Origin of the sequence: Psychromonas sp. L1A2 (assembly GCF_009828855.1) — a bacterium.
Taxonomy (GTDB): domain Bacteria; phylum Pseudomonadota; class Gammaproteobacteria; order Enterobacterales; family Psychromonadaceae; genus Psychromonas.
The window spans coordinates 976,846-990,005 of the sequence record NZ_WUAG01000002.1 but is presented as its reverse complement, the minus strand read 5'-3'; the positions used below and the strand labels follow the sequence as shown (position 1 = coordinate 990,005).

The window sequence follows — 13,160 nt, the reverse complement described above, 5'->3', positions numbered from 1 at the left end:
ATAAAGTGTGCAAACTCCCTTACAAACCAAAACTAATCACCAGTAATAACTGTTCTTAACCCGTAGTCTAGTATCTTACCTGTTTGGCTTTTTACGCTTAGGGTGGTGACTTGTACTTTTTCGCCGTTACATAAATCACTGGTGATTTGACGAATACGTTCTGCATCTAGGCGAGGGGAATAAGTGTTGGCAATAATAAAACCACCTTTGGCGCGTAAGGCTAAGGCTGCTTCTATAAGCTCTGGGAATTTGTTTTCAATCTTCCAGCGTTCTTTCTTTGCGCCGATACCAAAAGCGGGAGGATCCATTATCAAACCTTGGTATTGTTTTCCGCGTTTTATTTCACGCTGAGCAAATTTCAATGCATCTTCTAAAACCCAATGCACATCTGTTAAACCAGAGGACTCCATGTTCTCTTTGCCCCATTTAATGATTTGCTTAACAGAATCACAATGTAGCACTTCAGCGCTCTGATCTCTTGCTACTAATGAAGCCACACCTGTATAAGCAAAGAGGTTCAAGAAACGGTCGCCAGATTGAAGGTTATCAGCAATAAAATCCCAATTAGCGCGTTGTTCTGGAAATAACCCAACATGTTTGAATTTAGTCAGATGCAAATTAATTGTGATGTTATTGAACTTAATCTGCCAATCATGTTCCAAATTACCTTGTAGTGTCTTCCATTCACCAGCACTACTGCTACTTTCAATAAACTCAAAGTGTGCTTTAGCTAGCCATTGTTTTTTTGAAAGTACAGGTTCAAAGTAAGCATTCATTTCAGGGCGAATTGTATAAACATTTCCCCAACGCTCAAGCTTTTGGTTATTACCGGCATCAATGAGTTCATAGTCATGCCAAGGAGTAGTAAAAGTGCGTTTGATCATAGGAATGTTAACTTTTATAGAAGGTGAATCGGAGCGATAGACTGTCGAAAATAAACTTTTTTACAAATGTTGTTTTAAAATAAAGTACAAATGAAATTGGTTGATAATATATTTTATATTAATGTGATCATGGTGTCACATTAGTCCTTAAAATATTGTGCTAATTTTGAAAATATTATTGCACCACTTTTATCTTTAAAAAATATTAAGTTTTTTAAAGAGGGGAAAGATGTTTTTTTGTTGTTTGATATTTTACTTAATATTTAGCTTTATTTTAAATTGAAATATGATGAATTGATCGTTAACAGTACAAAAAATAAATATAAAGGTTTATTTTTTAGGATCTTTTGAAAAAGAGAGTATTCCAAGTAAGCTCTTTTAGATTGCTCCAATTGCACCACTTTGTTATGATTCGTTTCTTTTTTTATCAAAATTATCTTTTTTTAGGTATTTTTAGAGTTGTAATTATGATTAATATTTTATCTTCTAAACATTATAAATACTTATTAGTGCCTGTGGTTTTAGCACTAACAGCGTGTACCAGTAAACCGAGAGAAGTGTATGCCTCTATTCCACTCGTTAGTAGTAACGACGCTAAACCTGACCAAAAAGTATTACCTGCAAATTTCTCTGCGACATTAAGTAACCCATCTTCTACACAATTAACACATGGACAATATGACGTTGCTTTGATGCCTACTTATGTATCCGCATTAGGCTACCCATGTCGTCAACTGATATTTTCTGAATCAGGTGCGCAGTCTAAAAAAAGAATTGCTTGTGAAATCACTTACAAAGAAAACGATAAATTAGTTAAATCTTGGTTTCTAGAAAATGCGATTATCGAATCTGACGATAACATTACTTTATAATTAAAGTTATGTATAAAAAGCTATTGATAGCACTAAGACAACTTATAGCGTCACAAACTTATTCAATATTGAGTTAAAAAATGAATTTATTAAAAATGGACTTACTAAAAATAGCCACGGTTGGATTACTTTCAAGCTGTTTTTTATTGCCTAATGCATTTGCCGCTTTTGAGCCAAGCTCTATTGATCTGCAAAGTGGAACAAGCAACGGTATACCGCAAATAGATACGAGCAATACTGAAACAAGTTTAGAAACCGGATCTTACCAAAAGCAAAATCGTTCAGGTGTGTTACTACCTGGTGAAGTCGATGTTCGTGAGTTATTGCCATCATCAGGCGAAGATAACCCGCCGCCATATGGTGCAAATTTATTCGCTGGTGGATATGAAACAGAACGTGTTGATGGCTTAAATGAAAACTACCTGATTGCCGCTGGCGACAAAATAAACATCTGGATATGGGGTGCGGTGACTTACTCTAATATCGTAACCGTGGATAGCCAAGGGAATATCTTTATTCCTAATATAGGCCCAATTAATGTTTTAGATGTACCTGCGAGTAATATCAATAAACTCGTCCAATCAAAAATAAAACAGACCTACACCAATAACGTTGAAGTTTACGTCAACTTATTAACGGCAACACCTGTTAGTGTTTACTTATCAGGAGCAATCATTCGTCCTGGTCAATATGCAGGTATGGCATCGGATAGCGTCTTGTACTTTCTAAAACGCGCAGGTGGCATTGACTCTGATCGAGGAAGTTACCGTAGCATTCAAATTATCCGTAATAATAAAATATTAAAAGAAGTGGATTTATACACCTTTATCCAAACAGGTCGACTACCTAACATTACCTTTAAAGATAAAGACGTTATATTAGTTAAACCACAGAAATCAGCCGTTAATGTTGCCGGTGGTGTTAAAAACCCTTTCCGATTCGAACTAAAAAACATTCAAACTAAAGGCAGTGAGCTGGCTCAATTTGCCTTGCCGCTTGCCAAAATAAGCCATGTGGGTGTGTTTGGTAATCGAGTGACAGGCCCATTCTCTGTCTACCTAGAATACAAAGACTTCTTAAACTACACATTACAAGATGGTGACAGCTTAGTGTTTAACGACGACTCTCACGCTCAAGTCATCGATGTTCAAGTGTCAGGTAGTTATTTAGGCCCATCATACTTTGCCGTCAAAAAAAGCGCGCGTCTGCATGATGTTTTAAACGCCATTCCAATTGTGCCTGCACTTACGGATAACAAGTCTATTTATATCCTGCGTAAAAGCGTGGCTGAACGTCAAAAACAGATCTTAGATGATTCATTAGACAGACTCGAGCGTAGTGTATTTACCGCACCAGCGTCTTCTGACGGTGAAGCTTCTATTCGTGCAAAAGAAGCCGAAATGGTGATGCAATTTGTTGAAAAAGCAAGGCAAGTTAAACCGCTAGGTAAAGTAATTGTTTCTGATAATGGCTCGACCGCTAATATTCTATTAGAAAAAGGCGATCAAATCGTTATTCCGCATTACACGGATTTAATCAATATTGGTGGTGAAGTACTATTGCCACAAGCGGTTGTGTTTAACCCAAATGCAACAGTTGATGATTATATTGCTTGGGCAGGCGGCTTTACCGATAGAGCTGAAGATGAACGTATTTCAATTGTGCGAGCTAATGGCATTGTTATTTTTGTGAAAGAAGGCGAAGAAGCCAAAAATATGAAAATACAACGTGGTGATCAAATTCTAGTGTTACCTAAAGTGGACACTAAAATTGTGCAAGCAGTGAAAGATATTACCCAAATAGTTTATCAAATCGCTATTGCAGCAAACGTGGCTATTCGATAATGAATGCTGATGTAACACACCATTTGATAAGCCAGTTTAAACTTTTATCAATGAGACTGGTTTAATGGCATTAGTTAAAAAACGCTCAACCCTAAAAGTATGGGGTGATGTGATATTTGCTATCTTTTTAAGAGAGATAAAAAGCCAATCAACCGATAAAATTGGTTTAATTTGGGCTGTTGTATCCCCTCTGATTTTAATTGGAGGAATGACTGCTTTAAGAACCTTTGCATCGGGTAATGGAGATACTCATGGAATGCCAACCATGTTCTTTATGGTATATGGTATGATATTAGTTCAATTTTTCTTGGGTGTTTTAGGGGCAAGTAGTGGTGCAATACAAAAAAATAAACCTCTTTATGCTTTTAGACAAGTCCAGCCAATTAGTTCTGTTATTGCAATTAGTTTTTTTGAGTTATTAGTTAAAATATTTGTAGTATTAACTATTGCAGTAATTTGTTTTGTGGCAAGAATCGATATACATGTACATGATGCCATTTCAATTATCTTTAACTTTAGTAAAGTTTGGTTACTTGCTGTTAGTTTAGGGACTATATTTGGTTTATCTTATTGTTATATACCTGAGCTTAAAAAAATTCTTCAATTAATCACTCGTCCGTTATTCTTCATCTCTGGGATCTTCTTTAGCTTACAAGATATCCCTCGGGAATATTGGCATTACCTAGATTGGAATCCTTTATTGCATGCTATTGAACTAACTCGTTATGCCGCTTATCCAAGTTATGGGCATGAAGGGGTGAGTTATTTCTTTTTTGATATGTGTGTATTGGTGAGCATGTTTTTTGCTTTAGCTTGTTATCACGTGAGTTGGAAACAGGCGATAAGCCGGTAAATAATGACTTGAAGACCCTATTGGTTAGAGAGTTTCTTTTTTATAACAAGCCTTTAAGCTCCTAGCTTTGAGCCTTTATGTTAAATTATGATAGAACAACGATTTAAAGCATTGCAGAAGTCACTTAAACCACAAGAGTTTAACAGCGTCGATTTTCTAAAAAATAAAGCTGAAGAATTAGCAAATACTGACCCAGATTTGTCGGCTCGTATTTTAATACGTGTCAAAAAACTGCAGGATAGACCAACACAAGCACCCAATAATAAAGGTGCAACTTCTAATGCGTCTCAAAAAATGAGTAATACCAATACTCCTGTCGCCGCAAAAGGTAAGCAACAAGCTTCTCTGAAAAAAGAACTACCGTCTAAAATATGGTCAAAGTTGTCCGCGCTGTCACCTTATATGCTTTTTGTGATTATTCCTGTGTTAATTTTTTCTGCTTATCAATTGCTTTGGGCAACCAATCGTTTTGAAAGCCAAGCAAAGGTAATAGTACAGCAACCTGATAGTGCTTCTACCTTAGACTCTGGTATGGCCTTATTAACTGGGCTTGGCGGTTCAGGTGGAGGCTCTGATCCAGAGTTAGTCAAAGCCTATATTTATTCTAATGACATGATTGACTATTTAAACAATAAAATTGCATTAAGAGAGCATTATTCTCAATCGTTTATTGATTATTTTAGTGGGATTCATGAATCAGATTCGAGAGAAACGTTAGATCAGTATTATCAAGAACATCTCGACGTAATTATTGATGATAAATCGGGCGTGATCACCATTAGTACACAAGCATTCGATAGTGATTATGCTCAATTACTAACCAATACAGTGGTTGAAAGAGCTGAGTGGTTTATCAACTCCATAGGACATCAATTAGCGAATGCACAACTCGGTTTTATGCAAGGAGAGCATAAATTAATCGAAGAGCGTTTAGCTAATGCACAGAAAGATTTATTAACTTACCAACAAAAATATAACCTACTTGATCCAACGGCGGAGGGGACTGCGAAGCAAGAGATAACCTATACCCTTGAAGGTAAAATCGCGGTTAAACAAACTGAAATAAAAACACTTAAAGCCATCATGAGTGCCAGCTCTCCGCAAGTGAGAGGATTAGAAAATGAATTAAAGGCACTGAATGCGCAATTAGAAATAGAAAGAGATAAATTATCACAGTCTGGGTTAGATGAGATCCCGATTAGTGAACTTTTATCTAAATTTACTGACTATAAAATCAAAATGGATCTTGCATTGCAAGCTTATACCTCTTCACAAATCTCATTAGAGAAGTCAAGAATAGAAGCTTATCGTCAACTTAAATACTTAATTGTTGTAGAACAAGCAACATTAAGTGAAGACAGCAAGTACCCGGATGTTGTTTATAATATTTCGTTGTTTTTACTGTTGTTAAGCCTAGCATTTGGCATAGGAAAAATAATTATCAGTACTATTCGCGAATTAAAATAAGCCTTAATTAATATTAGAGTTTTCAAAGTAAATATGAAAAGGAATCAGCATGAATAAGAACCCATTAAACCGTAAAGGAATTATCTTAGCCGGTGGTTCAGGTACAAGGCTTTATCCGTTAACAAAAGTAGTGAGCAAGCAATTGATGCCTGTTTATGATAAACCTATGATCTATTATCCGATGTCTAATTTATTCATGGCGGGTATCACAGAGATATTAGTTATTTCAACACCGTTAGAGCTGCCTAGATTTAAAGAGTTATTAAAAGATGGTTCACAATGGGGCGTTAAAATTGAATATGTAGTACAACCAAGCCCTGATGGTTTAGCACAAGCTTTCTTATTAGCGGAAGAGTTTTTAGACGGTTGCCCTGCTGCGTTAATCTTAGGTGATAATCTTTTCTATGGTCATGATTTAGCTAAATCATTACAAAAAGCCAATCAACAAGAAAAAGGCGCGACGGTATTTGGTTATTATGTTTCAAATCCAACGTCTTATGGTGTTGTAGAGTTTAATGATGCAGGGCAAGCGATCTCGATTGAAGAGAAACCAGTGGAACCAAAATCATCATACGCAGTACCAGGGTTATACTTTTTCGATGCAGATGTTGTTCAATATGCAAAAAATGTAAAACCATCACCACGCGGTGAATTAGAAATCACAGACGTTATTGAGCAATACCTCACGAACGAAACGCTAAAAGTAGAAGTAATGGGGCGAGGCACCGCATGGCTAGATACAGGGACATTAGATGACCTGCTAGATGCCGCATTATACATCCGCGCTATCGAAAAACGCCAAGGCTTAAAAGTATGTTGCCCAGGTGAAATCGCTTTCCGTATGGGCTACATCGACGAGAAAGGTATCAGAAAGTTAGCAGAGCCATTGAAAAAATCAGGCTACGGCGAATACCTATTAAGCCTTTTAGAACGTAGAATTCTACCAAGTACCTAGCTAACTATAACCTTAATAGTATGTTGATTTTAGTCTTTAGGTTTTGGTGTTGATTTTTGGTATAACGTAATTGACGAGCAGCATTATAAGATACGATACATCTTGTAAGGGGCGCTGGCTTCAGCCTGCTTGTTTTGACCTTAGTCTCTGATTTTTATGTTGTTTTAGTCATTTATGGTTTGGTTCGCTTTGCTCAGCGAAGCTAATCGTTGTATGCGATACATCTTGTAAGGGGCGCATGCTTTAGCTTGCAGATTTTAATGTTTACATGTGTTGATTTTTTGACTTTGTAGTTAACAATCAAAAAACAACACACAAAACCCTGCAGGCTAAAGCCAGCGCCCCGAATATCAAGCTACGCTTGATAGCTATCGCAACTATGTTGAGATGAGCGAGGGTGTTGATTTTTGGTATAACGTAATTGACGAACAACATTGTAAGATGCGATACATCTTGTAAAGGGCGCTGGCTTTAGCCTGCTTGTTTTGACCTTAATCTTTTGACCTTGAAGTTTGAATCTAGTGCCATTTATGGTTCGCTTTGTTCAGCGAAGCTAATCGTTGTATGCGATACATCTTGTAAGGGGCGCATGCTTTAGCTTGCAGATTTTAATGTTTACATGTGTTGATTTTTTGACTTTGTAGTTAACAATCAAAAAACAACACACAAAACCCTGCAGGCTAAAGCCAGCGCCCCGAATATCAAGCTACGCTTGATAGCTATCGCAATTATGTTGAAATGAGTACGGTGTTGATTTTTGATATAACGTAATTGACGAACAACATTGTAAGATACGATACATCTTGTAAGGGGCGCTGGCTTCAGCCTGCTTGTTTTGACCTTAGTCTTTAGGTGTTGGTGTTGATTTTTGATATAACGTAATTGACGAACAACATTGTAAGATACGATACATCTTGTAAGGGGCGCTGGCTTCAGCCTGCTTGTTTTGACCTTAGTCTTTTGAGCTTGAAGTTTGAACCTAGTGCCATTTATGATTCGCTTTGTTCAGCAAAGCTAATCGTTGTATGCGATACATCTTGTAAGGGGCGCATGCTTTAGCTTGCAGATTTTAATGTTTACATGTGTTGATTTTTTGACTTTGTAGTTAACAATCAAAAAACAACACACAAAACCCTGCAGGCTAAAGCCAGCGCCCCGAATATCAAGCTACGCTTGATAGCTATCGCAACTATGTTGAGATGAGCGATGATGTTGAGTTTTGATATAACGTAATTGACGAACAACATTGTAAGGTACGATACATCTTGTAAGGGGCGCATGCTTTAGCTTGCAGATTTTAATGTTTACATGTGTTGATTTTTTGACTTTGTAGTTAACAATCAAAAAACAACACACAAAACCCTGCAGGCTAAAGCCAGCGCCGCGAATATCAAGCTGCGCTTGATAGCTATCGCAATTATGTTGAGATGAGCGAGGGTGTTGATTTTTGATATAACGTAATTGACGAACAACATTGTAAGGTACGATACATCTTGTAAGGGGCGCATGCTTTAGCTTGCAGATTTTAATGTTTACATGTGTTAGTTTTTTGACTTTGTAGTTAACAATCAAAAATCAACACACAAACCCCTGCAGGCTAAAGCCAGCGCCCCGAGTTCAAAAGCTTGAGCGACTTGCACCCTACTCATAATCTTGAGCTAATTGTGTTTGAAGGCTTTAGGATTGATTTTTCAATATTTTTAAGTGTTATCTAATTTATAACTGAGTGTATATATGAAATTTATAGAAACAAATATTCCTGATGTAAAAATTGTTGAACCACAAGTGTTTGGTGACGAACGTGGTTTCTTTATGGAAACATTCCGTACTACGTTATTTAACGAACATTGTGGTGAGCGTGAATTTGTTCAAGAAAATCACAGCAAATCAAGTCACGGCATTTTACGTGGTCTACATTACCAAACTGAAAATACACAGGGTAAATTAGTCCGCGTAACAAAAGGTGAAGTATTTGATGTTGCAGTTGATATGCGTAAAGACTCACCTACATTTGGTCAATGGGCTGGTGTTTTACTCTCAGCAGAAAATAAACGTCAACTTTGGGTACCAGAAGGCTTTGCACACGGCTTTTATGTAACAACCGATGAAGCTGAGTTCGTATACAAATGCACAGATATCTACAACCCAAGTGCAGAAGTTTCAATCAAATGGGATGATCCTGAAATCAATATCGAATGGCCAATCAATCCAGATCAAAAACCATTATTATCTGCAAAAGATGAAAACGGTTTAAGCTTCTCTGACGCACCAAAGCTGTAATTAATGCGCATATTTATCTCAATAGTGTCTCATCGCCACCATGATGTGATCATCAATTTAGGTACCATTAAAACATTATTTAAATACGATGAAATAACCGTTGTATGCAGAGATAACGACCCAGTACATAAACTACAAAAATATTGTGATAAATATGGCGCTCATTATATTGCAAATAGCCACGAACAAGGATTTTCTGCTAATAACAATGCGAATTACATGCATTGTAAATTTGAACTAGGCATGGAAGAAGATGACTACTTCATTCTGTTAAACCCTGATGTGTTTATTACCAAGTCCAATATATTGAAACTGATTGAAAACTTAAAAGAAGGTACTACAAACTTAGGTGCGGCTAACCTATACCTCGATAGAGAAGAGATGGTGCAAGACGATAATATTCGCCTATACCCTAAATTTTCTAGTTTTGTAAAAACTTACCTGCTCAATGATCGCTCTACTATGGTTAATCGTAAAAAAGGCTTATCCCCCTCTAAAAAATACTGGGCAAGTTGTGCGTTTCTGATTGTAAAAGCTGATGTCTATAATCAGCTTAATGGCTTAGATGAACGTTATTATATGTATTGTGAAGATATCGATTTTAGTTTTAGAGCCAATAAAGCGGGCTTTCCTCTTCAGTATTTTGAAGATGTCAAAGCGGTTCACTTCAGACGCTGCTCAAGCAAGCAGTTCTTAAGTAAATACTTCTTTTGGCATGTGCAAAGTGTCTTTAAATATTCATTTGGTAAGAAGCAAGAGTCAGCATTAAACTCGAGCCTTGAATACCAAAATCGCTATAAAAAATGATTGATATCGTACTAGCGACCTACAATGGCCAAGCTTTTTTAGCTGAGCAGATAAAATCAATACAAGCTAATGTCGGCTATCATAAATGGGTTAATAAAATCATTGTCACTGATGATGGTTCAACGGATAACACACAAAATATTGTTGCTACATTAGCCGAACAAGACAATAAAATAATTTGGATTGAAAACAGTAGTGGAAAAAAAGGCCCTAAAGATAACTTCGCCTTTGGATTAAGCCAAAGTACTGCTGACTACATTATGCTGTGTGACCAAGATGATATTTGGTTACCTCATAAAATAGAACTCTCTATGCAACACCTAAAGCAAGCTGAAAGTACCTTACCTCCCCACACTCCGTTATTAATTTTCAGTGATAAACAAATCGTAGATGAAAATTTACAACAGATCTGTAACAGCTATTTCAAACTGAAAAATATCAGCAAAGAATGGCATTTTAAGTTTAATCAACTATGCCAACAGAACGTCATTTCAGGTTGCACCATGTTATTTAATCGTGCATTAATTGATAAAGCCTTACCGATGCCTGAAAAAGCCTATATGCATGATTGGTGGTTAGGGTTAGTCGCACATCGCTGTGGTGAAATTGTATTTATTGATCAAGCATTAATTCAATATCGTCAGCATCATGCGAATGTCATTGGCGCAAAACACCGAAGTCTGTTCTCTTTATGCTTTCAATTTTTTAAACATTTGAAAGCATTTAAAAAAAGCCAACAAGCGCTTATTAACCAAGCAATTGCTTTTCAGGCATTTGAACAAAAAAATAAAATGATACCAAATAGAACAATTAATATACTAAGCTCTTTGAATTATCTGCCTATACACAAAAAAATATCTTATTTTTGTAAAGGGAATGTGACTCGTTCTCATTTTTTAGGTAGACTTGCTCTTTTGATATCGCTTTTAACAAGTAAACGTCAACGGCATTAAAAATGCACAATTAAAAACGAATAAGGTTGTTATGAAAGTATTAATTACAGGGAAAGGCGGCCAGTTAGCCTGGGAATTAGAGAGGTTAGTACCTAAAAGCGTACAGCTGCTTAGTTGCTCTGCACAAGACTTAGATATTACCGACGTAAATCAAGTTAATCATACGATTGAACAATTTCAGCCAGACATAGTAATTAATGCGGCTGCTTATACTGCAGTAGACAAAGCAGAAACCGATACAGAAACAGCTTATGCGGTTAATGATCTAGGCAGTGAATATCTAGCCCTTGCCTGTAAAAAAATTGAAGCTAAGTTAATTCATGTCTCAACGGATTTTGTTTTTGACGGTACCAAAACAACCCCTTATCAAACTGATGATCAAGTAAACCCCATTAATGTTTATGGCGCTTCAAAACTCGCTGGTGATATTAAAGTGAATGCTATTTTAGGGAGTCAAGCGACCATCATTCGTACCGCTTGGGTATATTCTGTTAATGGCAATAATTTTGTCAAAACAATGTTACGCCTAATGGCTGAAAAAGATCAATTAGGCATTGTCTACGATCAAGTCGGTACACCTACTTGGGCTAAAGGGTTAGCGACCATGATATGGGCGTTAGCAAGCAAAACCCAAAATCCACAAGAGACTGAATCAATATCAACATCAGCATCAACACCAAATACAGCTCAAGTTTTACATTGGACAGATGCAGGTGTTTGCTCATGGTATGACTTCGCCGTGGCAATACAAGAATTAGCCATTGAAAAAGGGTTGCTTGATAAATCCATTCCAGTACGTCCAATACCAGCAAGTGCTTACCCTACACCAGCGCAACGCCCAAGTTTTAGCGTGATTGATAAACAGTCAGCTGAGCAAGCGAGTGGAGTAGAAACAACGCATTGGCGAAAACAGCTATCTACAATGATGGATGAATTGAAAGCAAATTGAAGATTAAAGAGTTTATCTAACTAAGTTAGCAAATAGATAAGTTAGCAATTAGATAAGTTAACGATTAGGTAAATTCAAACCTTAAATTATAAAAAAGCAGCTAATAAACCTTAGATAGGGAACTCTGCTCAATTTAATTAAACGTTGTGAACTTAAAAAGTTAGAACATGACAGCGTTATAAATATTAACCAAAAAAGACGGAATAGTGATATGCGAAATTTATTAGTAACAGGTGGTGCAGGTTTTATTGGTGCTAACTACGTTTTATATTGGCTTGCAAACAATCCTCAAGATAAAGTGGTTGTATTAGATGCATTAACTTATGCAGGTAACCGTGAAAGTCTTGCATCAGTAGAAAGCAACCCAAATTTTGTATTTGCGCACGGTGATATTTGCGATACTGCATTAGTAGAAACGCTATTAAAAGAGCATAGCATTGATACATTAGTACACTTTGCTGCTGAATCACATGTCGACCGTTCAATCACTGGCCCTGATGCTTTTATTGAAACCAATATCATTGGGACTTACAGCCTATTAAAAGCGGCTAAAAAAGTATGGATTGACGAGCCGAAAGCAGACGGTAAAGCGCCACTTAAACATCGCTTCCATCATGTATCAACAGATGAAGTTTACGGAGAGCTAGGGCCAAACGATCCTGCATTTACTGAAGAAACGGCTTATGCACCAAATTCACCTTATTCAGCGTCTAAAGCCGCATCTGACCATCTTGTTCGTGCTTATCACCATACTTACGGTTTAGAAGTGACTACCTCTAACTGTTCAAACAACTATGGTCCTTATCATTTCCCTGAAAAACTTATTCCACTGATTATTACTAATATTCTTCATGATAAACCATTACCTGTTTATGGCGATGGTCAACAAATCCGAGACTGGTTATACGTAGAAGATCATGCTCGTGGCATTGAGTTGGTGCTAAACAAAGGTCGTCTAGGTGAAAACTACAATATCGGTGGCCATAATGAATGGGCTAATATCGATATTGTTAAATTAGTTTGTCAACTAATGAACGAACAGTTCCAAAAAAATCCTGCACTAGCAACCGCATATCCACTGGCTAAAACAGTATTTGAAAACAAAGCTGAACAGTTAATTACTTTTGTGACTGATAGAGCAGGCCATGATTGGCGCTATGCAATTGACGCGACTAAAACCAATAATGAATTAGGTTACAAACCTGTAGAGTCTTTTGAAACAGGTATTCGTAAAACGATTGAATGGTACTTGTCAAAAGAAGACTGGTGGTCACCTTTATTGGAAGAGAAGTAATA

The 13,160-nt window shown here is 36.8% G+C and carries 11 protein-coding genes; 10 read left to right on the top strand and 1 reads right to left on the bottom strand.

Annotation, left to right across the window (positions count from 1 at the left end; translation table 11 throughout):
* Positions 1-32 precede the first annotated feature (32 nt).
* Entirely contained in the window at positions 33-884 is an 852-nt protein-coding gene (locus tag GQR59_RS14665) for a class I SAM-dependent methyltransferase (protein WP_160063912.1), read from the bottom strand.
* Positions 885-1,351: 467 nt separating this feature from the next.
* On the opposite strand from GQR59_RS14665, the gene GQR59_RS14660 reads away from it, so the two are divergent.
* The 10 genes from GQR59_RS14660 (at position 1,352) to rfbB (ending at position 13,158) form a co-directional block, all read left to right on the top strand.
* Positions 1,352-1,756: a hypothetical protein gene (locus tag GQR59_RS14660; protein ID WP_160063910.1), complete on the top strand. Its 405-nt coding sequence runs from the start codon at positions 1,352-1,354 to the stop codon at positions 1,754-1,756.
* Between the two features lie 80 nt (positions 1,757-1,836).
* Positions 1,837-3,600 (top strand): polysaccharide biosynthesis/export family protein, encoded by a 1,764-nt coding sequence (locus GQR59_RS14655; RefSeq protein ID WP_236546781.1) that lies wholly within the window; start codon positions 1,837-1,839, stop codon positions 3,598-3,600.
* A 64-nt stretch (positions 3,601-3,664) separates the two neighbouring features.
* Positions 3,665-4,453 (top strand): ABC transporter permease, encoded by a 789-nt coding sequence (locus tag GQR59_RS14650; RefSeq protein WP_160063908.1) that lies wholly within the window; start codon positions 3,665-3,667, stop codon positions 4,451-4,453.
* Positions 4,454-4,540: 87 nt separating this feature from the next.
* Positions 4,541-5,920, top strand: coding sequence for a lipopolysaccharide biosynthesis protein (locus GQR59_RS14645; RefSeq protein ID WP_160063906.1), 1,380 nt, complete (start codon positions 4,541-4,543; stop codon positions 5,918-5,920).
* A gap of 49 nt (positions 5,921-5,969) precedes the next feature.
* On the top strand, positions 5,970-6,875 hold the full coding sequence (rfbA, locus tag GQR59_RS14640; RefSeq protein WP_160063904.1) for a glucose-1-phosphate thymidylyltransferase RfbA: 906 nt from the start codon (positions 5,970-5,972) through the stop codon (positions 6,873-6,875).
* A gap of 1,734 nt (positions 6,876-8,609) precedes the next feature.
* Positions 8,610-9,155, top strand: a complete 546-nt coding sequence (gene rfbC, locus GQR59_RS14635) for a dTDP-4-dehydrorhamnose 3,5-epimerase (protein ID WP_160063902.1) — start codon at positions 8,610-8,612, stop codon at positions 9,153-9,155.
* Between the two features lie 3 nt (positions 9,156-9,158).
* On the top strand, positions 9,159-9,962 hold the full coding sequence (locus GQR59_RS14630) for a glycosyltransferase (protein WP_160063900.1): 804 nt from the start codon (positions 9,159-9,161) through the stop codon (positions 9,960-9,962).
* Positions 9,959-10,915, top strand: a complete 957-nt coding sequence (locus tag GQR59_RS14625; RefSeq protein WP_160063898.1) for a glycosyltransferase family 2 protein — start codon at positions 9,959-9,961, stop codon at positions 10,913-10,915. Before GQR59_RS14630 ends, GQR59_RS14625 begins: the two co-directional genes overlap by 4 nt.
* A gap of 31 nt (positions 10,916-10,946) precedes the next feature.
* On the top strand, positions 10,947-11,864 hold the full coding sequence (gene rfbD / locus GQR59_RS14620) for a dTDP-4-dehydrorhamnose reductase (RefSeq protein WP_160063896.1): 918 nt from the start codon (positions 10,947-10,949) through the stop codon (positions 11,862-11,864).
* 211 nt (positions 11,865-12,075) lie between these two features.
* On the top strand, positions 12,076-13,158 hold the full coding sequence (rfbB, locus tag GQR59_RS14615) for a dTDP-glucose 4,6-dehydratase (RefSeq protein WP_160063894.1): 1,083 nt from the start codon (positions 12,076-12,078) through the stop codon (positions 13,156-13,158).
* The last annotated feature ends 2 nt before the right edge of the window (positions 13,159-13,160 follow it).

Bases quoted from the DNA above. Each gene is read 5' to 3' on its own strand.
- GQR59_RS14665 (WP_160063912.1), bottom strand. From the start codon at position 884: ATGATCAAACGCACTTTTACTACTCCTTGGCATGACTATGAACTCATT.
- GQR59_RS14660 (WP_160063910.1), top strand. From the start codon at position 1,352: ATGATTAATATTTTATCTTCTAAACATTATAAATACTTATTAGTGCCT.
- GQR59_RS14655 (WP_236546781.1), top strand. From the start codon at position 1,837: ATGAATTTATTAAAAATGGACTTACTAAAAATAGCCACGGTTGGATTA.
- GQR59_RS14650 (WP_160063908.1), top strand. From the start codon at position 3,665: ATGGCATTAGTTAAAAAACGCTCAACCCTAAAAGTATGGGGTGATGTG.
- GQR59_RS14645 (WP_160063906.1), top strand. From the start codon at position 4,541: ATGATAGAACAACGATTTAAAGCATTGCAGAAGTCACTTAAACCACAA.
- rfbA (WP_160063904.1), top strand. From the start codon at position 5,970: ATGAATAAGAACCCATTAAACCGTAAAGGAATTATCTTAGCCGGTGGT.
- rfbC (WP_160063902.1), top strand. From the start codon at position 8,610: ATGAAATTTATAGAAACAAATATTCCTGATGTAAAAATTGTTGAACCA.
- GQR59_RS14630 (WP_160063900.1), top strand. From the start codon at position 9,159: ATGCGCATATTTATCTCAATAGTGTCTCATCGCCACCATGATGTGATC.
- GQR59_RS14625 (WP_160063898.1), top strand. From the start codon at position 9,959: ATGATTGATATCGTACTAGCGACCTACAATGGCCAAGCTTTTTTAGCT.
- rfbD (WP_160063896.1), top strand. From the start codon at position 10,947: ATGAAAGTATTAATTACAGGGAAAGGCGGCCAGTTAGCCTGGGAATTA.
- rfbB (WP_160063894.1), top strand. From the start codon at position 12,076: ATGCGAAATTTATTAGTAACAGGTGGTGCAGGTTTTATTGGTGCTAAC.